Here is a 23,069-nt window from a genome sequence, read left to right as displayed (position 1 = left end):
CGGCCCCCCGTCGCCCGCCCCCGGCACGGCCCGCCCCCGCGCCGTCGCCACCGTCGGCCCCCCGTCGCCCGCCCCCGCGCTGTCACCGCCCCCGCCACCCCGCCCCCGCGCTGTCACCGCCCCCGCCACCCCGCCCCCGCGCTGTCACCGCCCCCGCCACCCCGCCCCTCCCGCCGAGGCGGCGCCGAGCCGGCCAGGGCCGTCTGCGACGATCCCTGCGTGGACTACCCGAACGACCAGGCCCCCGGCGCCCCCGTCCGCTCCGGCATCCCCGAGCACGGGCGCATCCCGAAGTACTACGCGGTGAAGGCGCGCATCGACCACCTCGTGGCGGAGCTGCCCGAGGGCAGCGCCATTCCCACCGAGCGTGATCTCGCCGAGGAGTACGACGTCGCCCGCGAGACGGTGCGGCAGGCGCTGCGCGAGCTGGTGCTGGAGGGCAAGTTGCGCCGTCAGGGACGCGGGACGGTCGTCGCCGGGCCCAAGCTGGAGCAGCCGCTGTCCCTCGCCAGCTACACCGAGGGCGTACGGCGGCAGGGGCGCACCCCCGGCCGTACCCTCGTCACCCTCGACCGCTTCCCCTGCCCGGACGCCCTCGCCGCCGAGACCGGCCTGACCCGTGGCGAACCCGTCTGGCACCTGGAGCGCGTCCTGCTCGCCGACGACGAGCGGGTCGGCCTGGAGAGCACGTATGTCGCGGTGGGCCGCGTCCCCCGCCTCGACACCGACTTCGACCCCGACTCCTCCTTCTACGCCTACCTCCACTCCCAGGACATCGCCTTCGGCGACGCCGACGAGCGCATCGAGACCGTGCTCGCCACCCCGCGCGAGGCTCTTCTCATCGGCACCCCGCCGGCCCTGCCGATGCTGCTCATCCACCGGGTCTCGCGGGACACGGCGGGGCAGCCGCTGGAGCGCGTACGGACCCTCTACCGCGGCGACCGCTTTTCCTTCAGCGCACATTTGCGCGGCTGAAAACCGTCCCCACAGCCTCCCTCGATACATCACGAAAAGATAACGGGTCTAGCCCAAATGTGTTGGCTCGTTCACGCTCCCGTTGGTAGCCGGACCATTCCGGTTCCCCGAGTCCGAGGAGCGTTGCCGTCGTGAGAGTGATAGTCGTCGGAGCCGGCGTGGTGGGCACCATGCACGCCTGGCAAGCAGTGGAACGCGGCCACGAGGTCGTACAGATCGAGCGCGAGCCGGAGGCTCGCGGCGCCTCGCTGCGCAATTTCGGCCAGATCTGGGTCAGTGGCCGAGCGGCGGGCGAGGAGCTGGAGACCGCCCTGCGGGCGCGGGAGCTGTGGGAGGAGATCGGCGCCCGGGTGCCGAAGCTGGGCTTCCGGGCCAACGGCTCCCTCACCCCCGTCCGCGGCGACCTCGAACTCGCCGTCGCCGAGGCCGCCGTAGGCCGTGCGGATGCCGCAGCGCGCGGTCACAAGCTGCTCACCCCGGCCGAGGCGCGCGCCCTCAACCCCGCCCTGCGCGGCGAGTTCGCCGCCGCGCTGTACTGCGAGCGGGACGCGGCCGTGGAGCCGCGCACGGCTCAACTCGCCCTGCGCGAAGAGCTGCTGAAGTCTCCGCACTACACCTTCCTGCCGGGCCGCGAGGTCCGCGAGGTCATCGGCTCCAGCGCGGTCCGCGACGACCACGGCGACGTCCACGGCGGTGACGTCGTCCTCCTGTGCACCGGCGCCTGGCTCGGCGGGCTCGTCCGCGAGCTGGCGGGGCCCGAGCTGCCCGTGCGCCGGGTCCGGCTCCAGATGATGCAGACCGACCCGCTGGGCGAACCGCTCACCACCTCGGTCGCCGACGCCGACAGCTTCCGCTACTACCCGGCCTACCGCGGCGGGGCCCTCGACGGCCTCAACTCCGGGCAGCCGCAGGCGCCCACGGCTCATGAGCACCGTATGCAACTGCTCATGGTCCAGCGCGCCGACGGCGGACTGACCATCGGCGACACCCACGAGTACGAGCACCCCTTCGCCTTCGACACCCTCGAAGACCCCTACGACCACCTCGTCGAGGTCGTCGAGTCCTTCCTCGGGCGTCCGCTGCCGAAGATCCGCCGCCGCTGGGCGGGCGTGTACGCCCAGTGCACCGATCCCTCCCGGGTCGTGCACCGGCAGCAGGTGCGCGAGGGGGTGTGGCTGGTCACCGGGCCCGGCGGGCGCGGTATGACCTGCTCGCCCGCGATAGCCGAGACCACCGCGAACGAACTGGGCTGGTGATCCCCATGACCGACACGACCTCCGACATCCGACTCGTCGTCCTCGACATGGCCGGCACCACCGTCGCCGACGGTGGCCTCGTCGAGCAGGCCTTCACGGCGGCTGCCCGGCACCTCGGTGCCGAGCCCGACTCGATGCTGGACCACGTCCGCGCCACCATGGGCGAGTCCAAGATCTCCGTCTTCCGGCATCTGTTCGGCGAGGAGGCCAAGGCCCAGCAGGCCAACAAGGCCTTCGAGGAGGCGTACGCCGCACTCGTCGACGGCGGCCGGGTCGCGGCCCTGCCCGGGGCGCGCGAGGCCATCGAGGAACTCAAGTCCCAGGGCCGCACGGTCGTGCTGACCACCGGCTTCGCCCGCACCACCCAGGACGCGATCCTCGCCGCGCTCGGCTGGCAGGACCTGGTCCCGCTGACGCTGTGCCCGGCCGACGCCGGGGGCCGCGGGCGGCCGTACCCGGACATGGTCCTGACCGCCTTCCTCCGTACGGCCGCGGCGGACGGCGTCCGGCAGATCGCGGTCGTCGGCGACACGTCCTACGACGTGCTCAGCGGCGTCCGCGCGGGCGCGGGCGTGGTCGCCGGCGTGCTGACCGGGGCGCATGACGCGGTGGCGCTGGGGTCGGCAGGGGCGACCCATGTGCTGAAGTCCGTCGCGCAGTTGCCGGGAGTGCTCGCATGAGCAGCGGTATCCGCTTCGAAGGCGTCACCGTCGCCTACGACGGCAATGTCGTCCTCGACGCCCTCGACCTCACCGTCGCCCCCGGCGAGGTCATGGCGCTGCTCGGGCCGTCCGGATCCGGCAAGACCACCGCGCTGCGGGCGGTCGCCGGGTTCGTGCGGCCCGCCGCCGGGCGGGTGTTCCTCGGCGACCGTGATGTCACCGGGCTGCCCCCGCACCGGCGGGGCATCGGGATGGTCGTCCAGCAGTACGCCCTCTTCCCGCACCTGCGGGTCGAGGACAACGTGGCCTTCGGACTGAAGGCCCGCAAGGCCGCCCGCGACGAGATCCGGGTACGGGTCGCCGAGGCGCTGGAGATGACCGGCATGGCGGCCTACGCCCGCCGCCACCCGCGCGAGCTGTCCGGCGGCCAGCAGCAGCGCGTCGCCCTCGCGCGGGCGCTCGCCATCCGGCCGGGAGTGCTGCTCCTCGACGAGCCCCTGTCCGCCCTCGACGCCCGCCTGCGCTCCGGAATGCTCGCCGAACTGGCCCGGCTGCACCGCGAGTTGCCGGACGTCTCGATCCTCTACGTCACCCACGACCAGGTCGAGGCGCTGACCCTGGCCGACCGGATCGCGGTGATGGACCGGACGCGGCTGCAGGCCTGCGGGACACCGAGAGAGCTGTACCGGGCCCCGGCGAACGAGTTCACGGCGTCCTTCGTCGGCAACGCCAACCTGCTGCCGGTGACGGTGGGTTCGGACGGGGTCGGTTTCGGGGGCGCCGAGCTCAAGGTGGACACGACGGGCTTCGCGAAGGGCGCGCGGGCCACGCTCTGCGTACGGCCGCACCTGATCGGCGTGGGCGACGGACCCAACCGGCTCTCCGGAACCGTCCGGGAGATCCAGTGGCGCGGAGCCACGCATCGGCTGTACGTCGAGGTCGACGGCCACCGGATCATGACCGACCTCCGGGAGCTCAGGGACCCGCCCGCCCTCGGCGACACGGTGGACCTGCACTTCGCGCCGGAGGACGCGGTGCTGCTGACCGCGGGAGTCACCGATGCCTAGAAGTGTCCTGAAGATCTTGCTTGGGCCGCCCCGATCGCCCAGGTTCGCCCGCAAAAGTCGATCGGGGCAATCCGGTGCAAGTCGGGCGGGTTGTCAAGGTTCTCAGTGGTCTCCCAGACGGCTGCTGTGGGCGGCCCCGCCCGTCGCCCTCCTCGCCCTCTTCTTCCTCTACCCCCTCGCCCTCGTCGTCGAGCAGTCCCTCAAGCCCGACACCGGCGGCACCTCGCTTGAGCCGTACGCCGATGTCTTCGCCTCCGAGGCCTTCCGCGAGGCCCTGTGGACCACGGTCTGGCTGGCGCTCGCCGCCACCGCCGGATGCCTGGTCCTCGGGTTTCTGCTGGCGCTGGTCATCGCCTTCGTGCCGTTCCCGGGCGCGCGGGCGGTGTCCCGCTTCATCGACGTCTTCCTCTCCTTCCCGTCCTTCCTGATCACGCTCGCCCTGCTGTTCATCTACGGCACGGTCGGCATGGCCAACGGACTGTGGACGGACGTCACCGGCGCCGCCGAGGGGCCGTTCCAGTTCCTGACCACGCCCTGGGGTGTGCTGCTCGCGGAGATCACGTACTTCACGCCGTTCGTGATGCGGCCGCTGCTCGCGGCCTTCGCCCAGCTCGACACCGCGCAGCTGGAGGCGGCCAGTTCGCTGGGCGCCCGGGCGCCGAGGATCATCCGGCGGATCATCCTGCCCGAGGCGCTGCCCGCCCTCGCGGCCGGCGGCAGCCTGGTCCTGGTCCTGTGCCTCAACGAGTTCGGCATCGTGCTCTTCACCGGCGCCAAGGGCGTCACCACCCTGCCGACCCTCGTCTACGGCAAGGCGATCCTGGAGTCCGACTACCCGGGCGCCTGCGTGGTCGCCGTCGTCAACGTCCTGATCTCCGTGGGCCTGTACGGCCTGTACCGGGTGGTGAGCCGTCGTGCTGGTGCATAGCCGCGGGGCCAAGTGGGCCGTATGGGTCCTGTTCCTCCTGCTGTTCCTGCCGCTGTTCGCGCTGCCGCTGCTGGTGGTCCTCGGCGCCTCCTTCGCCACCAACTGGTCGAGCGTGCTGCCGTCCGGCTTCACGACCGGGCACTACTCGGCCGCCACCCGCGGCGAGGCCCTCCAGGCGCTCACCACCAGCCTCGTCACCGCGGCCACCGCGAGCCTGCTCGCCCTCGCCACCGGGACCTGGGCCGCCCTCACCGCACAGGCCCTCGGCAAGCGCGGGCGGCGGGTCCTCGACGCGCTGTTCGTGCTGCCGCTCGCGGTGCCCTCGGTCGTCGTCGGGCTCGCGGTGCTGGTCGCCTTCTCGCAACCGCCGATGCTGCTCAACGGCACCCGGTGGATCGTGATCGTCGCGCACACCGTGCTGGTCACCGCCTTCGCCCACCAGTCGGTGTCCGCCGCGCTCACCCGCCTCGACCCCGCCTACGAGCAGGCCGCCGCCTCGCTCGGCGCCCGCCCCTCGTACGTGCTGTGGCGGGTCAAGCTCCCTCTCCTGCTGCCCTCCCTGTCCGCCGCCGCGGGCCTCTGCTTCGCCCTGTCCATGGGCGAGTTGAGCGCCACGATGATGCTCTATCCGCCCGACTGGACCCCGCTTCCGGTCCTGATCTACGCGGCCACCGACCGCGGTGCCCTGTTCACCGGGTCCGCGATCGCCGTGGTCCTGATGACGGCGACGCTGCTGGTCCTGTTCGCCGTGTCCCGCGTGCGCACCAAAGCCTCGTACCGCTGACCGTTCTTCCCTCCCCCTGTCTGGAGTTCACCTCGCCATGCCCAGAAACCGCATCACGCTCGCCGTAGCGCTCGCGCTGGTCGCCGCCCCGATGCTGTCCGCCTGCGGGGGCAGCTCCGCCGCCTCCGACGAGAAGGTCGTCACCGTCTACAGCGCGGACGGCCTCAAGGGGGAGAACGGCGACGGCTGGTACGACCAGATCTTCAAGGACTTCGAGAAGGAGACCGGGATCAAGGTCGAGTACGTCGAGGGCGGCTCCGGAGAGATGGTGCAGCGCGCCGTCCGCGAGAAGAGCAACCCGCAGGCCGACGTCCTCGTCACGCTGCCGCCGTTCATCCAGCAGGCCGACGGCAAGGGGCTGCTGCAGAAGTACGTCCCCGAGGGCGCCGACCAGGTGAGCGGGGCCGACAAGTCCGCCGACGGGACGTGGACCTCCGTCGTCAACAACTACTTCGGGTTCATCTACAACAAGAAGGAGCTGGCCGAGGCGCCCACCACCTGGGAGGAACTGCTGGACTCCAAGTACAAGAACAAGCTCCAGTACTCGACCCCGGGTGTCGCCGGCGACGGTACGGCCGTCCTCATCAAGGCGATGCACGACTTCGGCGGCGAGGAGGCCGCGCTGGAGTACCTCGGCAAGCTCCAGTCCAACAACGTCGGCCCGTCCGCCTCCACCGGCAAGCTGGCGCCCAAGGTCGACAAGGGTGAACTGCTGGTCGCCAACGGCGATGTGCAGATGAACTACGCCCAGTCCAAGGACATGCCGAACCTCGGGATCTGGTTCCCGGCGAAGGAGGGCGGCAAGCCGACGACGTTCGCGCTGCCGTACGCGGCCGGTCTGGTGACGGACGCCCCGCATTCGGAGAACGGCAAGAAGCTTCTTGACTACATGCTCAGTCAGAAGGCGCAGCGGCAAGTGAGCGAGATCGGTGGCGGCTTCACCGCCCGCCAGGATGTGAAGGCGGTCGACGCGGATGCCATCGCCCTGACGAACCTCATCAAGGACGTGCAGATCTTCGAGCCGGACTGGGACGCCATCGAGAAGAACCTCACGAAGCACGTCGACAACTGGAAGTCGGCAACGGGCAGCTGACGGCCGCGTTTTCGTCCCTGCCGCCCCTGCCCTCCCCCAGAGGGGGGGACCCCCACCGTCCCCTGGGGGCTGCGCCCCCCGACCCCCGCTGAAAGCCGCCGCCGCTGCGGGCGGCACCCCGACCCACAGCCCTTCACCTCCGGAGGATCACGTGACGTCATACCCGACCCGCCGCACCGTCCTCACCGCCACCGCCACCGCAACCACCGCCGCAGCCCTCGCCCTCGGGCCCGTCCCCGCCCACGCCGTGCCGACCCTCCCCAACGGCACCAGCAAGGACAAGGTCCTCGTCATCGGCATGGACGGACTCCGCTACGACCGGATCGCCGCCGCCAACGCCCCGCACCTGAAGGCCATGATGAGCGAGGGCACCTTCGGGACCTCGCTGCTCTACGCCAACCCCATGGCCGCCACCTCCTCGGGCCCCGGCTGGTCCACGATCTCCACCGGTGTCTGGCCCGACAAGCACGGAGTCAAGGACAACACCTTCACCGGCAAGAAGTACGGCCAGTACCCCGGCTTCCTCGCCCGCCTCGCCCAGGTCCGCCCCGAGCTGTCCACCTACGCCGCCGTCGACTGGAAGCCCCTCGACACCCAGGGCACCGTCACCCCCGGCGCCGACGCCAAGCTCGTCCTCGACGGAGACGCCGACGGGTACAGCGGCCACGACGCCACCATCGCCTCCGAAGCCGAGGCCCTCATCCGCGACCAGAACCCGGACGTCCTCTTCGTCTACTTCGGCCAGTCCGACATCGTCGGCCACAACTCCGGCGCCGGCAGCCAGGCCTACCTCAACCAGATCGCCGTACAGGACGCCTTCGTCGGCAGACTCCGCGCCGCGATCAAGGCCCGCCCCGGCTACTCCACCGAGCGCTGGACCGTCATCGTCACCACCGACCACGGCCACCTCGACGCCGGCGGCCACGGCGGCTCGGCCGTCGAGGAACGCCGCACCTTCGTCCTCGCCACCGGCCCCGGCATCACCGCCGGTGCCCGTCCCATCGACACGCGGCTCGTCGACGTCGTACCCACCGTCTTCAAGCAGCTAGGCATCACCGTGGACCCGGCCTGGGGGCTGGACGGCAAGCCCATCCAGGAGCGGTCCACCGACCCCTTCGACGCGCTCACGCTGTCCACCCGCACCGACGAGACGGGCATCCCGGCGACCGTCCTCGGCTACACCCACACCCCGCCCAGCGGCTGGTCCGTCATCAACAACGCCATGGGCACCGGCGGGGTGACCGAGTGGCACGGCTGGTCCTTCGCCACCGACGAGTTCTGGTCCCGCACCCAGCGCGACCAGTCCCGTGAGCTCAACGTTCGCTCCCGCGGGGTCTTCGCCGTCGCCGACTCCGACGAGTGGTCCGACAAGACCTTCTCCGGCACCTACGACTCGACCCTCGTCACCCCCGCCCACAACGTCACCGGGAAGACCTCGGTCCGTCTGGACTTCACCACCTTCTACCGGCAGGAAGGCGCCCAGACCGCCCAGATCCTCGCCTCCTTCAACGGCGGTACCCCCACCGCCGTCAAGAGCTACACCTCCGACGTCATCTCCCAGCCGCAGTCCGTCAGCGTGCCGGTCCCGGCCGGCGCCTCCAGCGTGAACTTCCGTTTCCGCTACACCGGGTCCAACAACTGGTACTGGGTGATCGACGGGGTCAAGGTCAGCACTTCCTGATTAGGCTGAGGGCGTCGGTACGCCGTGGTTCCGGCGCCCTCCGCTCATCCCGTACGTATGCCAGGAGTCCCGCACATGCCAGACCGCAAGCCCATCGAGTCATGGCTCACCGACATGGACGGAGTGCTGATCCACGAGGGCGTACCGATCCCCGGCGCCGACGCCTTCCTGAAGAAGCTGCGTGAGTCCGGAAAGCCGTTCCTGGTGCTCACCAACAACTCCATCTACACCCCGCGCGACCTGCACGCCCGGCTGCGCCGCATGGGCCTTGAGGTGCCGATCGAGTCCATCTGGACCTCGGCGCTGGCCACCGCCCAGTTCCTGGACGACCAGCGGCCCGGCGGCTCCGCGTACGTCATCGGCGAGGCGGGCCTCACCACGGCGCTGCACGACATCGGCTACATCCTCACCGACCACGAGCCGGACTACGTCGTCCTCGGAGAGACCCGGACGTACTCCTTCGAGGCCATGACCAAGGCGGTCCGGCTCATCAACGACGGCGCCCGTTTCATCTGCACCAACCCCGACGAGACGGGCCCCTCCACCGAGGGCCCGCTGCCCGCGACCGGCGCGGTGGCCGCCCTGATCACCAAGGCGACCGGCAAGCAGCCCTACTTCGCGGGCAAGCCGAACCCCCTGATGATGCGCACCGGCCTGAACGCCATCGGCGCCCACTCCGAGACCAGCGCCATGATCGGCGACCGGATGGACACCGACGTGCTGGCCGGCATGGAGGCCGGGATGCAGACCTTCCTGGTGCTCACCGGGCTGACCCGGCCCGAGCAGGTGGATCACTTCCCGTACCGGCCCTCCAAGGTCGTCGACTCCATCGCGGACCTGGTCGACCGGATCTAAAACCCGCACGTACCCGAAAACGACCCATACGGAGCAGTCGGGCCCCGCTGAGGATGCGGGGCCCGGCACCCAGGAGGAGTCTCCAGGTATCTGGAGGTTCACGATGGGATCACTGAAGGTCACTGTCTGTGCAGGCGTCGCGGCGGCCGTCGCGGTGCTCACCCCGGCGGCTCACGCGGCGGACGGAGGAGGTGGCATCTCGGTGACCCCCGCCTCGCCCGCGCCGGGCGCCGAGGTCGCGCTGCGGGTGACGGGCTGTGCCGAACGGACGGCGAGCGCCGTATCGGCGGCCTTCGTCACCGACATCAAGCTCGCCGTCACCGGCGAGGAGGGCACCCTCGTCGGCGAGAGCCGCATCCGGTCCTCCCTGGAGTTCGGCTCCTACGACGTCACGATCACCTGCGGTGACGCCCGGCGCACGGTCGCGCTCCCGGTCGGGAAGACCCCGTCCACGCCGGCCTCGCCGGTCGCCCCCGTGAAGGCGGGCGGCGGCGGTGCGGCGGCCCGTATCTCCACCGCCGACGACGCCCGTACGACCGGCCCCGGCACCGCACAGACGGTCACCGGCCTGGTCCTGGCCGGAGTCGCGGCGACGGCCGTGGCGCTCAGAAGCGCCCGCCGGAGCCGCAGGACGGACTGACCATGTCCGGATCCAGCCGTTCCCCCCTCTCCGGCCGTCTGCTGACGGGCATGGCCTGGGCCGTGCTGTTGCTCGGGCTGTGGCTGTGGGGGCGGGACGTCACCGACGTACGCCAGGGGATATCCGCGCCCACCACCGGCGACATGGCCGCGGTCGGCCGCCCGCCCGATGTCGAACTGCCGCCGCCCGCCGGCCCGTTGGACGAGGCGCTTCCGCAGCGCGTGGACATACCCGGCCTAGGCGTCCAGGCCCCCGTGGTGGCCCGCGGTCTGGACCCGGAGGGCGCCGTCGACCCGCCGCCCTTCGACCAGCCCGGCGTCGTCGGCTGGTACGCCGCCGGCGCGGCACCCGGCGCGGCCGGGACGGCGCTGATGGTGGGGCACGTGGACACCGAGACCCGGCCCGCCGTCTTCTACAAGATCAGCGCGCTGAAGCCCGGCGCGAGGGTCCGGGTCATCCGCGACGACGGCCGGGTCGCCGAGTTCACCGTCGACGACGTCCAGGTCGTCACCCGCGACCGCTTCGACGCCCGCCAGGTCTACGGACCCCGCGAGCCCGGCCGCGCCGAACTCCGGCTCATCACCTGCGGCGGCACCTTCGACCGGGCGAGCCGCAGCTACACGGCGAACGTCGTGGTGTCGGCGTACCTCACGGGCACCGGTCTGTGAAGGCCACCTGGCCCGGTCGACGACCCGCTCCCCGTGAAGCCGCCGACCGGGCTGGTCCTCAACCGCGCGCGCTCGGGCTGCGGGAGTAACCCGACGGCAGCCGCGGGAGGCTTTGGTGGTCATCGTGGAGGGGAGGCGACAGGCCGGGGGCTGGGGCCGTCCGATACGACTCTAGAACGGAAGCGGGCCGTGGCCTAGAGCCCTACAGGCGCCAAGGCCAAAGCTGGTGGCGCTGCGTGATCCGCGCTGGTGATACGGGGTGCTATGAGTGGCCGCTGGGTGAATCCCCGGCTTCGCCGCGCAACTCCGCGTCGTCCGCGACCCGGTCGATGACGGCCTGCGCCACTCGGTCCAGCGGCAGCCGGCGCCGCCGCGCGTACTGCCGTAGCGCCACGAAGGCATGGTCCGCGCCGGTCCCCCAGCGCTCGGCGAGCATGCCCTTGGCCTGTTCGATGCGGACCCTGCTGGACAGGGCTTCCTGCAACTGGCCCGCCAGGGTGCGGTAGCGGGCGTAGGCGCGATGGTTCTGCAGCCCCACGGCCGCCGCGTCGGCCAGCGCCTGCGCCAGCCGCAGCTCCCCGTCGCCGCCCGCCACCGGGTCGTCCGGCAGCGTCGGCACGAACACATTGAGCGCGCCGAGCAGCGTCTCCCGGCGCCGCAGCGGCACCGCGAACGTCGCCGCGACCCCGTGGCGCAGCGCCCGCTCGGTGAACCCCGGCCAGCGGGAACCCGCGTGCGCCACGCTGATGGAGACCGGCGGCACCGGCTTCCCGGTGCCGTAGCTGTCCAGGCAGGGCCCGCCGCCGGACTGGGCCTGGAGCAGATCGAGCGCGATCTCCCGCTGCCGGCTGCTCCCGGCCAGGGAGACGGTGCGGCCTCCGTCGATCAGCATGAACCCGGCGGCTCGCGCGGCCAGCAGTTCCACGCAATGGTCGGAGACCCGTTGTAAGTAGTCGGTGGTCTCGAATCCGTCGGTGAGGGTGTCCGCCGCCTCCACCAGCGCGGCGGCCAGCCGAGTCTCCCGGGTGGTGTAGTGCATGCCCACTTCCCTTCCCCTGTCGGCCTCCCCGCTCAGCGGCGCACCTACCCTCGCCCTTGAGGGTGTAACAGCTCTTGGACAAGGCCCGGTCGATCTCGTGTGCCGCAGCACGCGTGTGTCAGGATTGAGGCTTGGAACGGTGCACCCAAGGGGGAGTTGGATGTACGGCAGCAGGGGGGGCCGGAGGGGGGCGTCCGCGGTGGTGCTGGGGGCTGCACTGCTGATCGCGGGCTGTTCTTCCTCGGACGACGGGGGCGACGAGCGGGACGGCGCCGGCGCCGGTATCACCCAGCAGCCCAAGGAGGTCGACCCGTTCTGGGTCAACCCGGAAGGCAACGCGGCCCAGCAGGTGGCCGCCTACGAGAAGGCGGGCAAGGACTCCGACGCCGAGCAGATCCGCAAGATCGCCGAGCAGCCGACCGGCGAGTGGATCGGGCCGGAGAACCCGGAGGAGGAGGCCCGCGGCTTCACCGAGGCCGCCGACAAGGCGGGCCGTACGGCCCTGCTGGTCCTCTACAACATCCCGCGCCGCGACTGCGGCCAGTACTCACAGGGCGGCGCCGCCGACGGCAACGCCTACCGCGCCTGGATCGACGGTGTCGCCAAGGGCATCGGCGACCGCTCGGCCACGGTCGTCCTCGAACCGGACGCGGTCCTGCACCTGGTGGACGGCTGCACCCCGGACGAGTTCCACGAGGAGCGCTACGACCTCCTCAAGGGCGCGATCGAGAAGCTCAAGTCCCTGAAGAACACCAAGGTGTACCTGGACGCGGGCAACGCCGGCTGGGGCAACCCGGACCAGATCTTCGAGCCCCTCAGGCGGGCGGGCATCGACCAGGCGGACGGCTTCTCGGTCAACGTGTCGAACTTCTACACGACCGAGGAATCCATCCAGTACGGCAAGAACCTGTCGGCCAAGGTGGGCAACAAGCCCTTCGTCATCGACACCAGCCGCAACGGCAACGGCCCCTACGCGGAGGGCGACCCGGGCGAGCGCTGGTGCAACCCGCCGGGCCGCGCACTGGGGGAGACCCCGACCACCAAGACGGCGGACCCGCTGGTCGACGCGTACGTCTGGGTCAAGCGCCCGGGTGAGTCGGACGGCGAGTGCAAGGGCGGCCCGAAGGCAGGGCAGTGGTGGCCCGACTACGCATTGAAGCTGGCCAAGGCTTCAACCCCCTGAGGGGCGCGGGGCTGTGTCGATGTGCGGCTACCGCCGCGCGGCGCGACCAGCCCCGCGAACCCCCATCCGCCGGAGGCGCTATGGAACCCGGACCCATTGCGCCTCTGACGGCACCCCTTGATCATCCACAACGAACAACATGTACCACCCGGCCTGAACAAGGTTCCTGTTCTCCGGCACGGTCACCGTCACCTTGTTCCCCTCGGTCGTGAAGTCCAGCGCGATGGACCGCTGGTCCACGTCCGTCACATGTGTGGCCGCGCTGGGCCGGACCAGCCGCACCTTCTTGATGGAGGAGGCGTGCTGCGAGGTGAAGGTCCCGGACTCGCCGCGCTCAATGGTCTCCGTCCCCTTGGACAGCGACGGCCGTGACCCCTGGTACAGATACGGCGGGGTGTAGATCTCGATCCGCTGCTCGAACTTCCCCGGCTTGGTGTTCGCCTTGTCGCTGTACAGCGAGTCCGAACCGAAGAACATGACGCGCCCGTCGGGCAGCAGAATCGAACCGGAGTGGTAGTTCCGCCCGACCAGAGGATCCGCGACCTGATCGAAGGAGTTGCTCGAAGGGTTGTAGATCCGGGCCTCAAGGATGTTGGAGTCCCCCCGCCCCCGGTAGTCCTCGGACCCGCCCGACACCAGCACGGAGTCATCCGGCAGCACAGAGGCCGACGGATACCGCGTCCCCTTGTCCAGCGAGGGCCCGTCCACGAACTTCGGGCTGTCCGCCTTGAGGTCGATGATCCGGGTCTTCTCGGTGGACAGCTTGGACTCACCGACGCCTCCGCCGCCGATGACCATGTACTTCTCGTCCTGCGCCGGAGGCAGCAGCACGGTCCCGGAGGTCTCCAGCTGGTCGGCGTCGCTCAACCCGGGAAGCTTCGTGAACTCGTTGGTGTCCACATCCCAGATACCGGGGTCACGCCCGACATCGTCGGGCCCGTACCCCGCATTGGACCCGGAGTAGAAGATCTTCCCGTTCTGCATCAGGAACAGCGCCGGATAGGTCGGGAACTGCCGGATCGTCTTCGTGTACGACCACTTCTTGGTCTTGGGGTCGAAGACCTCGTTCTTGCCCGGCACCAACTGCCCGATGTCGTCGAGCCCGGAGACGCTGAGGATCTTCCCGTCGCTCAGCGTCGTGAGCGTCGGATACCAGCGGGCCTCCTTCATCGGATCGACCTTGATGTACCTCTCGGCGATCGGATCGAACTCGAAGGCGTCCCGGATGCCCTGGAAGTCCTTCTTGTCAAGGGCGAGCTTCTGCGCGATGCCGTACGTGTTACGCGCGTCGGTACCCGACAGGCCCTGCACCCGGTAGTTGTCCTCGGTGCCGGTCTCGTACTTGGAGCCGCTCTTCTGCGCCTCGACGTAAATGCGCCCGAGCCCCGGGTCGTTGCGCAGGAACTCGCCGGTCTCCTTGTCGAAGACCTTCTTCGCCCGCGGCACCAGCACCGGGTCCTTGGAGACGAACGTCTTGCCGTTCTCCTTGCCGGTGAACCTGGTGCCCGCGGGCAGGGTGATCGGCTTGTCCGGGTTCTCGTTGTGGACGATCATCAGGCCGCCGGCCTTGGTGACATCGCCCTTGAGCTTCTCGTACCGCTTGGTGCCGCCCGCGATCAGCAGATTGCCGTTCGCCAGCTGCGTGTGCCCCGTGCAGAACAGGTCGCTCGGCGTCGGCACCTTCTTGATGGTGCCCTTGACCGGGTCCCAGATCCGGGTGTCGAACTTCTTCGCGTCGAAGTTCTCCTGGTTGTTGCCGGAGCCCGCGACGAGCAGCACCTTCCCGGTGCGCAGCAGCGCCGCGTGGATGGTGTTCTGGCGGTACTCCTCGGGGAACTCGACGATCTCCCAGCGACCGTTGTCGGCTTTGTACTCGGGTCTGTTGATCTGGTACTGGTGGTATTTCTCGGTGCCGAAGCGGTAGAGCCACGGACCGTTCATCCCGGCCAGCGCGAGCACCACCGCCGTGCCTATCGCGAGTCGACGGACACGGCGGCGGCCGGCCTGGTCTTTCATTCCTTACGTCCCCCAAGTCCACCCAGGGCGATTTGCATGGTCTGGTCGGTGCCGCCGCCCTGCGAGGCGGCCCAACTCGGCTTGTGCTGTGGGCTGTGATGCGCGCCCGGCTGGGCCGGCAGCGGCTGAGCCTGGTGCGGCACCATCGGCGCCGGCGCCTCCGGCTGCGCGGGAGCCGGAGGCTTCTTCTTCGCCCGCCGCAGCATGTGCCGCCAGGCGAAGATCGGGGTTGCGGTGATCAGCATGGCGAACGTCGCCCAGATGACCATCGCGGGGTGCGCGTTCCCGTAGACGAAACCGGCGGCGATCGAGGCGCCGAAGATCAGGATGAAGTACCAGTGGTAGCGGAAGGTCCCGAACCAGCGGTCGGGGCTGGCCGAGTCGCCCTTGGGGGTCACCACGAACTTGCTCTTGCGGCGCAGCACCGAGTCGATCAGCGCCTTGGCGTACAGCGGCGCCGACAGTGCGGACATCACCATGCCGGCCACACCGCCGGAGCCCTCCGGCTCGTGCGGCGAGACGTTGTGGCGGCGGTTCCAGACGTAGAGGCCGATCTGGAGCGCGGAGGCGTTGCCGTAGAGCATCAGCCAGATCGTCGGGTCGATGTTGACACCCGAGGCACCGAGGCCCAGGAACAGGGCGCAGCTGAGGGCCGCGAGGATCCAGTTCAGGGCGGACATCGGGTAGAAGATGATCATCATCGTGTAGTTGAAGAGCTTGCTCGGCGGCAGCGAGTACCAGCCCTTCCAGTACTGCTTGAGGATCGTCTCGTACGTCCCTCGCGACCAGCGCATCTGCTGGGTGAAGAAGTCCGTCCAGGCGCTCGGGCCCTCACCGACCGCGAGCACGTCCGGGGTGTAGACCGAGCGCCACTTCTTGCCCGTCGCCGGGTTCTTGTGGCGGTGGATCTCGAAGCCGGTCGCCATGTCCTCGGTGATCGAGTCGTACAGACCGCCGATCTGCTTCAGCGCCTTGATCCGTACGGCGTTCGACGTACCCACGAACATCGGGGAGCCGTAGCGGTTGCCCGCGCGCTGGATGAGGGCGTGGAACAGGAACTGCTGGGACTCGGCGGCCTTGGTCACGAAGTTGTCGTAGTTGCCGTAGACCTGCGGGCCGATGACGAAGCCGACGTTCGGGTCGCGGAAGAAGCCGAGCATGCGCTCCAGGTAGTTCGGGAGCGGCACATGGTCGGTGTCGACGGAGGCGAAGTAGTCGTAGTTGTCGCCGTGCGCGTCCAGCCAGGCGTTGTAGTTGCCGTGCTTGGTCTTGGCGCGGTGCGGGCCCTTGGCCTGGTTCCACTTGGCGATGCCCTTGCGGGAGAAGTGGTGCACGCCGAGCCGGGCGCAGGCCTCCTTGACCTCGGGGTCGTCGCCCTCGTCGAGCAGCCAGACGTGCAGCAGGCCCCGGTGGCGCAGCTTGACCGCCGCCTCCAGGGTCTTCGTCACCATCTCCAGCGGTTCCTTGCCGGGCACGAAGGAGGTGAGGAAGGCCACTCTCGTGCCGGTCTCGGGCACCACCGGGATCGGGTCGCGGGCGACCAGGGTGGCGTGCGCGTTGGACAGGACGTTCATGCAGCGGAAGAACTCGATCAGACCGATCGAGACGAGCATCACTATGTCGAGCGCCGACAGGAAGTCATAGGCGGGGTAGTCGCGTTGGGTCCAGTGCTCGGGCTGCAGCAGCCAGGCCAGCAGCACCAGCGAGAGCAGCGGCGCCGCGGCGAGCATCAGGGCGACGCGGATGCGGTGCGGCTCCTGCGAGAGCAGCGAGCGGTACTGCACCCGGTACGGCTTGTGCGGATCGGGCTGGGTGAGGGGCCCTGCCAGCCGGCTGTAGTGCTCGTAGTCGTACTTCGGCAGGGTCCTTTTGATGCGCCTGAACGCCCCGGTCCGGTGAGATGGCACTCTGAGTTGAGTGGTCTGTGACGGGTCGGAGTCCGGCCGGGCGCCCGTCGGCGTCGACGTCATGAGTCATCCCCCCACACGCAGGTCACCGCGTGTCTGTCGGTTCCTTCGTCTGTTTCGGTCCCCCTCGACCTTCACAGACGTATCAGTGGTGGGTCACAGTCACCACGTCTTCCACTTCATAGACATGGAAACGCGACCTTCCGGTTGCATGATGCCCCCCTCGGCATCCGTTCATGAACGGGGCCCCTCTCCCCGTTGAAACGGGCAACCGGCTCCTTGCCCCCCCCAACTGCCGCGTAACGGCAGCAGCTTGAAGGACCAGGGTTCTACGGCGTTCAGCATGATCGCAAGATGCGAAACGCGGTGTTTACCGGTCATACGCGTTCATTGTGGCGCCTGTGGGGGTCTTGTGTGCTCCTTGTGGACGCCCGGGGTGCCAGAACGCCGACAGCCCCTCGCGCAGGCGAGGGGCTGTGGTGTCGGTGCGCCGCCAGGGACTCGAACCCCGGACCCGCTGATTAAGAGTCAGCTGCTCTAACCAACTGAGCTAGCGGCGCCTGCTGACGTCACCACTCTACCGGACCCCGGAGGGTGCTCCGGACCGCCCGCCCCCGCTCCGGCCCCGGTCAGGGGGGTGCCGTACATCATTCGGACCGTCAGCATGCGCACTCGGAAGACAGTTGAGAAACTGACGAATGTGCACAGGAGCGAACATTTCCATCCGGATTGTGAGGGGAATCGCATGGCGACTCCGGTCTTCGAGGAATTCGATCCCGTGAGCGACTGCGAGTGCCCCGGATGCGTTCACTGGCGCCGCGTCCTGCCGCATTCCGCGGCCGGGCGCAGAGGCGCCCACCCGGCCCACCGGACCGTGATCGTGGCGGCCGCCGCCTCGGCGGCGCTCGGCGCGGGGCATGCCGTACCGGCGCTCGCGGCCCCGCAGGCACCCGGTCGGCCGAGCCTTCCCGCGGCCGACGAGCCCGACACCCCGCAGGGCGACAAGGCCCCGCTGCACGGCCCCGGCGGGGTCCCGGCGAAGCCCGCCAAGGCGCCCGGGACCACCCGGGCGGAGATCATCAAGCGGGCCAAGCAGTGGGTCGCGGCGAAGGTGCCGTACAGCATGTACCAGTACTGGCCGGACGGGTACCGGCAGGACTGCTCGGGCTTCGTCTCGATGGCCTGGAGCCTGCCCGGCAACGAGTGGACGGGCTCGCTCGACCAGTACGGCGTGCGCATCCCGAAGGAGGATCTGCAGCCCGGCGACATTCTGCTGTTCCACAACCCGGACGACCCCGAGAAGGGCTCGCACGTCGTCATCTTCGGCGGCTGGACGGACTACACGCACACCTACTACATCGCCTACGAGGAGACCCGCCCGTACGCCCGCAGGCAGGCCACTCCGTACGCCTACTGGAGCAATTCCGACCGCTACGTCGCCTACCGCTACAAGGGTCTCGTCGGCGGTACGGCGGGCTCGAAACCGGACACCGCCAAGCCGGGCACCGCAGAGCCGGACGCGGCGCCCTATCCGGGACGGGCCTACTTCGGACCCGGGGCCAACAACAAGTACGTCACCCAGCTCGGCCGCATGCTCGTCGAGCGCGGGGCGGGGCGCTACTACTCCTCGGGGCCCGGGCCGCGCTGGTCCGACGCCGACCGGCGGGCCACCCAGGCCTTCCAGCAGGCGCAGGGCTGGCGGGGCCAGGACGCGGACGGGCTGCCGGGGCCGCAGACCTGGGCGCTGCTGGCCACCGGCAAGGGCAGGGACATCACCGCCGGAGCGTCCGGACCGCCCGCGCCGCCGTCCTCGCACGGGGTGCCGGGGTATCCGGGGCGGGCGCTGTTCCGGCCCGGCGCGCACAACAGTCACATCACGCTGCTCGGGAAGCAGCTCGTGAAGAAAGGGTTCGGCAAGCACTACACGACCGGTCCCGGGCCGCGCTGGGGCGAGGCGGACCGGCGCAACGTCGAGGCCTTCCAGCGCGCCCAGGGCTGGCGGGGCGGCGCGGCGGACGGCTATCCGGGTCCTGAGACCTGGCGGCGGCTGTTCTCGTAATCGATCTGTACCCCCTGCTGTTACCCCCCACTGTTGTGACGCATCTGGCGCGGAGGCTGGAGGCACGCATGAGCACGACCACTTCACCGACACCGGAGTCCGAGGGACCGTCCAGGACCGCCCGGCTGATCCAGAACGAGATCACCACCGAGATCCCCGTCCATCTGCTCTTCCGTGACGAGCCCGACCCGGTGTCGGTCCCGCTGAAGCCCGCCGTGGTCAGCCGCCGACAGGGCACCGGGGAGCAGCCGCGGCTGCGCCGGCCGGCCCCCGCGCGGGCGCGGTCCGTGCCCGCGGTGGACCCGGACCTGGTCGAGCGGCCCGCCAGGGTGCTGCCGGGCTCGGCGGGCGTGCTCGCCGGGGCCTGCGGTCTCGCGGGCTGCGCGGTCACCTCCTGGTGGGCGGGCACGCTGCCGCCCCTCGCACTGGAGGCGCTGCGGCTGCCGTCGTCCGCAGGAGCGGGCCTGGGCCCGGCGCAGTGGGCGGCCTACGCCGGGGCCGGCGCCCTCGGTCTGCTCGGCTTCGGCGGGCTCGCCCGGGGCCGGACCGGACGGGCCTGGGTGCTCGGTCTGTTCGGCCGCTACCGGGGGACCGTCCGGCGCACCGGCCTGATGTGGGTCAACCCGATGCTGCTGCGCCGCCGGGTGGACGTACGGCTGCGGCACTGGCGCAGCGAGCCGATGCCGGCGGCCGACGCGAGCGGGGTCGCGCTGCGGGTCGTGGTCCTCGCGGTATGGCGGGTACGGGACACCGCGCGGGCCACGCTGGGCGTCGAGGACCACGAGGCGTATCTGCGGGAGTGCGTGGCGGCGGCGCTGGCCCGGGTGCCGGTGGAGACACCGGGGTCGGGGCGCGGCGGCGGCGACGCGGCCGGGGAGGCGCTGACCCGCCTTGTCGCCGCCGACACGGCACCCATCGGCGTCGAGGTGTTCTCGGTGCAGCCGGTCCGGGTCGAGTACGCCCCCGAGGTCGCCGCCGCCATGCACCGGCGCCGGATCGCCGCGCTGGACGCCCAGCACCGGGCCTCCGTGCTCACCTCGGTGGTGGACTCGGTGGAGGACACGGTGACCCGGCTGACCATGCGGGGCCTGGTCGAACTCGACGACTACGAACGCAAGGCGCTGGTGAAGGACTTGACGGTGGCGTTCTGCGCCGGGCGCGGGGAATCCGGTGGCTGATTGGTATGGACACATCCTTGATATGGACACGGCCAACCAACCGCAATACTCTCAGACTTGGTCTAGACCTACCTGCACAGCTCACTGAACATCCCCCACGTTCCCAGGAGCGGCAGCATGCGCAGAAAGACCAAGTTGTCTGCCGCCGTGGTCGGTCTCGCCACCACCGGAGCCTTTGTGCTCTCGTCCGGCGGGGCCAGTGGCCACGGCTACACCGACCTCCCCATCAGCAGGCAGAAGCTCTGCCAGAACGGCACCGTGACCAACTGCGGCAGCATCCAGTGGGAGCCGCAGAGCGTCGAGGGCCCGAAGGGCTTCCCGGGCTCCGGCCCGGCCGACGGGCAGATATGCAACGCGGGTCTTGGCCAGTTCAGCCAGCTCAGCGCGCCGCGCACACCGTCGGGCGGGGCCTGGCCCGCGACCAAGGTGACGGGTGGTCAGAGCTACACGTTCCGCTGGCAGTTCACGGCCATGCACGCCACGACCGACTTCAGGTACTACGTCACCAAGCCGGGCTGGAACCAGAACCACAATCTGGCCCGCTCCGACCTCAACCTCACGCCCTTCCTGACGGTGCCGTACAACAACCAGCGGCCGCCGTCCACGCTCTCGCACAGCGGCACGCTGCCGTCCGGGCTCAGCGGACGACACGTGATCCTGGCGGTGTGGACGGTCGCCGACACCGGCAACGCGTTCTACGCCTGCTCGGACGTCACTTTCTGAGCATGGCTTGAGCAACTCCGGCACCCCCCGCGGGTACGGTCCCCCTACGCCGGCACGACCAAGTCGGCGTAGGGGAGCGGTACCTGACCTCGGGGGAGCATCATGGATCTCTTGTTCTGTCTGGCACCCGGCCTGATCCTGGCCGTGGTCCTCCTCGGCGCCCACCGGATCGTGCGCCGCGCCTTGCGGCTGCGCCGGGCCTGGAACAGCGGTCTGAAGGCCGAGGCGCGCTGTCTGCGGATGTTCACGACGACCCACGGCGGCAGCGGCGACACATCGGTGCGCACCACGCTCCATCACGTCTACGAGTTCAGGGCGCGCGACGGCCGTGTCGTCCGCTTCGAGGAGGAGGACGGCCCGGCGACGACGCTGGAGGGCGACATCGTCACCGTCCACTACGCCGAGGGCCCCGAGGTCATCGCCACGGCCAGGGCCCGGCGCCGGGCCGGGCTCGCCGCCCCCACCGTCGCCGCCCTGGCGTTCCTGGGGGCGGTCGCGGTGTTCTGCGTCGGCTTCATGGTCACGTACAGCCAGATGTCCGACCCCTTCGGCTTCGGCGAGGGCACCACCGAGACCACCGACACCGTCGTGATCGACAGCGTCACGATGACTCCGTGACCCTCCACATCTGACAGCCCATCAGCTACCGTGCGCCGCCATGGACTCCCGTAGGCGTACGGTCGCGGAACTCGTCGCCGACCGGTGGGACGACCACCGCCCAGGGCTGTGGTGCGAGGACCGCGCGCTGACCCACCACGAGGTCGCCGCCGGTGCCGCCGCCCGCGCGGCACTCCTGGCCGACCTGCTCCCACCCGGCGCCGAGCCCCACCTCGGCGTCCTCCTCGACAACACCCCCGAGTACCCGCTCTGGATCGCCGCCGCCGCCCTCGCGCGCGCCGCGGTCGCCGGGATCAACCCCACCCGCAGAGGCCCGGAGCTGGCCCGGGACATCCTGCACACGGAGTGCCGCGTCCTGATCACCGAGCCGGCCCACCTCCCGCTCCTCAAGGGCCTCGACCTGCCCGGCGTCCGCATCCTGCTGACCGGCTCCGAGGAGTACGACGCCACCCTCGCACCGTACGCCGACGCCCGCCCCGACGCCTCCCGCGCCACTCCGCGGGACCGGCTGCTCCTCTGCTTCACCTCCGGCTCGACCGGCGCCCCCAAGGCCGCGATCTGCACCCAGGGCCGCCTGGCCGCCGCGGGGAGGTCACTGGCCGGGCAGTTCGGGGTCGGTCCGGACGACGTCCACTACATCTGCATGCCGATGTTCCACGGCAACGCGGTCATCGCCGACTGGGCCCCCGCCCTCGCGGCCGGGGCGGGCGTGGCGCTGCGGCGGCGGTTCTCGGCGTCGGGGTTCCTGGCGGACGTACGGCGGTACGGGGCGACGTACTTCACGTATGTGGGTCGGGCCGTGCAGTACATCCTCGCGACCGAGGAGTGTGACGACGACCGCGAGAACCCGCTGCGGCTCGGCTTCGGCACCGAGGCGGGGGCGGCGGACGCGGCGGCCTTCGAGCGGCGGTTCGGGGTGCGGCTGGTGGAGGGGTACGGCTCCTCGGAAGGGGGCGCGGCGGTGCAGTGGTCGCCGGGGACTCCGGCAGGCGCGGTGGGGCGGGCGGTGCCCGGACTGGTCGTACTCGATCCGGAGACGGGTCAGGAGCGGCCGCCCGCGCGGTTCGACTCGGGCGGGCGGCTGCTGAACGGGGACGAGGCGATCGGGGAGCTGGTGAACCGGGGGCCGAGCCCCTTCGAGGGGTACTGGCGCAATCCGGGGGCGGAGGCCGAGCGGCGGCGGGACGGGGCGTACTGGACCGGCGACCTCTTCTGCCGGGACGCGGACGGCTACCTCTACTTCGCGGGGCGCGCCGACGACCGGCTTCGGGTCGACGGGGAGAACCTGGCCGCAGCGATGATCGAGAACATCCTGGCCCGGTACGAGGGCGCCGACTCCGTCGCCGTCTACGCGGTGCCGGATCCGGTGACCGGGGACCAGGTGATGGCGACGATCGCCGGGACCTTCGATCCGCTGGGTTTCACGGAGTTCCTGCTCGCCCAGCCGGACCTGGGGACGAAGATGGCGCCCCGGTTCGTGCGGATCATGCAGTGCATGCCGGTCACCGCGACGAACAAGATCCACCGGGCCTTGCTGAGGCGTGAGGGCGTGCGGTGCCCGGACCCGGTGTGGTGGCGCCCGCCAGGAGAACCGACGTACCGCCGAATGACCCCGGAGGACGCCGAAGGACCCCTCGTCCCCACGAGAGGCCCTTCACAGGTGCGCCGCCAGGGACTCGAACCCCGGACCCGCTGATGCTGCGTTCACCGGGGGGTAACCCCCGGACCCCCAGCCGC

20 protein-coding genes and 1 tRNA gene are annotated in these 23,069 nt (G+C 70.5%); 17 read left to right on the top strand and 4 right to left on the bottom strand.

Annotation, left to right across the window (positions count from 1 at the left end; translation table 11 throughout):
* The first annotated feature begins 219 nt into the window (after window positions 1-219).
* The 11 genes from RMT89_RS36410 to RMT89_RS36360 all read left to right on the top strand — a co-directional run bounded on the left by RMT89_RS36410 (window position 220) and on the right by RMT89_RS36360 (window position 10,609).
* Entirely contained in the window at window positions 220-975 is a 756-nt protein-coding gene (locus tag RMT89_RS36410) for a GntR family transcriptional regulator (protein ID WP_315888043.1), read from the top strand.
* Between the two features lie 131 nt (window positions 976-1,106).
* A complete protein-coding gene (locus RMT89_RS36405) occupies window positions 1,107-2,231 on the top strand; it encodes a TIGR03364 family FAD-dependent oxidoreductase (RefSeq protein ID WP_315888042.1) in 1,125 nt (374 codons plus the stop codon).
* Between the two features lie 5 nt (window positions 2,232-2,236).
* Window positions 2,237-2,911 (top strand): phosphonatase-like hydrolase, encoded by a 675-nt coding sequence (locus RMT89_RS36400; protein ID WP_315888041.1) that lies wholly within the window; start codon window positions 2,237-2,239, stop codon window positions 2,909-2,911.
* Window positions 2,908-3,960 (top strand): ABC transporter ATP-binding protein, encoded by a 1,053-nt coding sequence (locus tag RMT89_RS36395; RefSeq protein WP_315888040.1) that lies wholly within the window; start codon window positions 2,908-2,910, stop codon window positions 3,958-3,960. The genes RMT89_RS36400 and RMT89_RS36395 overlap by 4 nt, the downstream gene beginning before the upstream one ends.
* Window positions 3,953-4,888 carry a 2-aminoethylphosphonate ABC transporter permease subunit gene (locus tag RMT89_RS36390; protein WP_315888039.1) on the top strand — a complete coding sequence of 312 codons (936 nt, stop codon included), beginning with the start codon at window positions 3,953-3,955 and terminating at the stop codon, window positions 4,886-4,888. Before RMT89_RS36395 ends, RMT89_RS36390 begins: the two co-directional genes overlap by 8 nt.
* On the top strand, window positions 4,875-5,672 hold the full coding sequence (locus RMT89_RS36385) for an ABC transporter permease subunit (RefSeq protein ID WP_315888038.1): 798 nt from the start codon (window positions 4,875-4,877) through the stop codon (window positions 5,670-5,672). The genes RMT89_RS36390 and RMT89_RS36385 overlap by 14 nt, the downstream gene beginning before the upstream one ends.
* Before the next feature lie 37 nt (window positions 5,673-5,709).
* Window positions 5,710-6,765: a 2-aminoethylphosphonate ABC transporter substrate-binding protein gene (locus tag RMT89_RS36380; RefSeq protein ID WP_315888037.1), complete on the top strand. Its 1,056-nt coding sequence runs from the start codon at window positions 5,710-5,712 to the stop codon at window positions 6,763-6,765.
* A gap of 151 nt (window positions 6,766-6,916) precedes the next feature.
* Window positions 6,917-8,446 carry an alkaline phosphatase family protein gene (locus RMT89_RS36375; protein ID WP_315888036.1) on the top strand — a complete coding sequence of 510 codons (1,530 nt, stop codon included), beginning with the start codon at window positions 6,917-6,919 and terminating at the stop codon, window positions 8,444-8,446.
* A gap of 75 nt (window positions 8,447-8,521) precedes the next feature.
* A complete protein-coding gene (locus tag RMT89_RS36370) occupies window positions 8,522-9,301 on the top strand; it encodes an HAD-IIA family hydrolase (RefSeq protein WP_315888035.1) in 780 nt (259 codons plus the stop codon).
* A 103-nt stretch (window positions 9,302-9,404) separates the two neighbouring features.
* Window positions 9,405-9,941: a hypothetical protein gene (locus RMT89_RS36365; protein WP_315888034.1), complete on the top strand. Its 537-nt coding sequence runs from the start codon at window positions 9,405-9,407 to the stop codon at window positions 9,939-9,941.
* 2 nt (window positions 9,942-9,943) lie between these two features.
* Entirely contained in the window at window positions 9,944-10,609 is a 666-nt protein-coding gene (locus tag RMT89_RS36360) for a class F sortase (RefSeq protein ID WP_315888033.1), read from the top strand.
* A gap of 262 nt (window positions 10,610-10,871) precedes the next feature.
* Here RMT89_RS36360 and RMT89_RS36355 read toward each other — a convergent pair whose 3' ends face one another.
* A complete protein-coding gene (locus tag RMT89_RS36355) occupies window positions 10,872-11,648 on the bottom strand; it encodes a GAF and ANTAR domain-containing protein (protein ID WP_315888032.1) in 777 nt (258 codons plus the stop codon).
* Between the two features lie 160 nt (window positions 11,649-11,808).
* On the opposite strand from RMT89_RS36355, the gene RMT89_RS36350 reads away from it, so the two are divergent.
* Entirely contained in the window at window positions 11,809-12,831 is a 1,023-nt protein-coding gene (locus tag RMT89_RS36350) for a glycoside hydrolase family 6 protein (protein WP_315888031.1), read from the top strand.
* Window positions 12,832-12,909: 78 nt separating this feature from the next.
* Here RMT89_RS36350 and RMT89_RS36345 read toward each other — a convergent pair whose 3' ends face one another.
* From RMT89_RS36345 to RMT89_RS36335, 3 genes are all read right to left on the bottom strand, one after another.
* On the bottom strand, window positions 12,910-14,847 hold the full coding sequence (locus RMT89_RS36345) for a kelch motif-containing protein (RefSeq protein ID WP_315888030.1): 1,938 nt from the start codon (window positions 14,845-14,847) through the stop codon (window positions 12,910-12,912).
* A complete protein-coding gene (locus tag RMT89_RS36340) occupies window positions 14,844-16,817 on the bottom strand; it encodes a glycosyltransferase family 2 protein (protein ID WP_315888029.1) in 1,974 nt (657 codons plus the stop codon). The genes RMT89_RS36345 and RMT89_RS36340 overlap by 4 nt, the downstream gene beginning before the upstream one ends.
* A 423-nt stretch (window positions 16,818-17,240) precedes the next feature.
* Window positions 17,241-17,314, bottom strand: a tRNA-Lys gene (locus tag RMT89_RS36335).
* Window positions 17,315-17,499: 185 nt separating this feature from the next.
* Between RMT89_RS36335 and RMT89_RS36330 the strand changes: the two genes are divergently transcribed.
* The 5 genes from RMT89_RS36330 to RMT89_RS36310 all read left to right on the top strand — a co-directional run bounded on the left by RMT89_RS36330 (window position 17,500) and on the right by RMT89_RS36310 (window position 23,028).
* Window positions 17,500-18,813: a peptidoglycan-binding protein gene (locus tag RMT89_RS36330; protein ID WP_315888028.1), complete on the top strand. Its 1,314-nt coding sequence runs from the start codon at window positions 17,500-17,502 to the stop codon at window positions 18,811-18,813.
* Window positions 18,814-18,881: 68 nt separating this feature from the next.
* Window positions 18,882-19,991: an SPFH domain-containing protein gene (locus RMT89_RS36325; RefSeq protein WP_315888027.1), complete on the top strand. Its 1,110-nt coding sequence runs from the start codon at window positions 18,882-18,884 to the stop codon at window positions 19,989-19,991.
* Between the two features lie 117 nt (window positions 19,992-20,108).
* Window positions 20,109-20,714, top strand: a complete 606-nt coding sequence (locus tag RMT89_RS36320) for a lytic polysaccharide monooxygenase (protein WP_315888026.1) — start codon at window positions 20,109-20,111, stop codon at window positions 20,712-20,714.
* Between the two features lie 102 nt (window positions 20,715-20,816).
* Window positions 20,817-21,332, top strand: coding sequence for a hypothetical protein (locus RMT89_RS36315; RefSeq protein ID WP_315888025.1), 516 nt, complete (start codon window positions 20,817-20,819; stop codon window positions 21,330-21,332).
* 40 nt (window positions 21,333-21,372) lie between these two features.
* Complete coding sequence (locus RMT89_RS36310) at window positions 21,373-23,028, top strand: AMP-binding protein (RefSeq protein ID WP_315888024.1); 1,656 nt, start codon at window positions 21,373-21,375, stop codon at window positions 23,026-23,028.
* Window positions 23,029-23,069: the final 41 nt, after the last annotated feature.

Source organism: Streptomyces sp. P17, from assembly GCF_032436805.1.
In the GTDB taxonomy this organism is placed as follows: Bacteria; Actinomycetota; Actinomycetes; order Streptomycetales; family Streptomycetaceae; genus Streptomyces.
The sequence above is the reverse complement of the archived record's forward strand: the minus strand, read 5'-3'. Positions and strand labels throughout refer to the sequence as shown.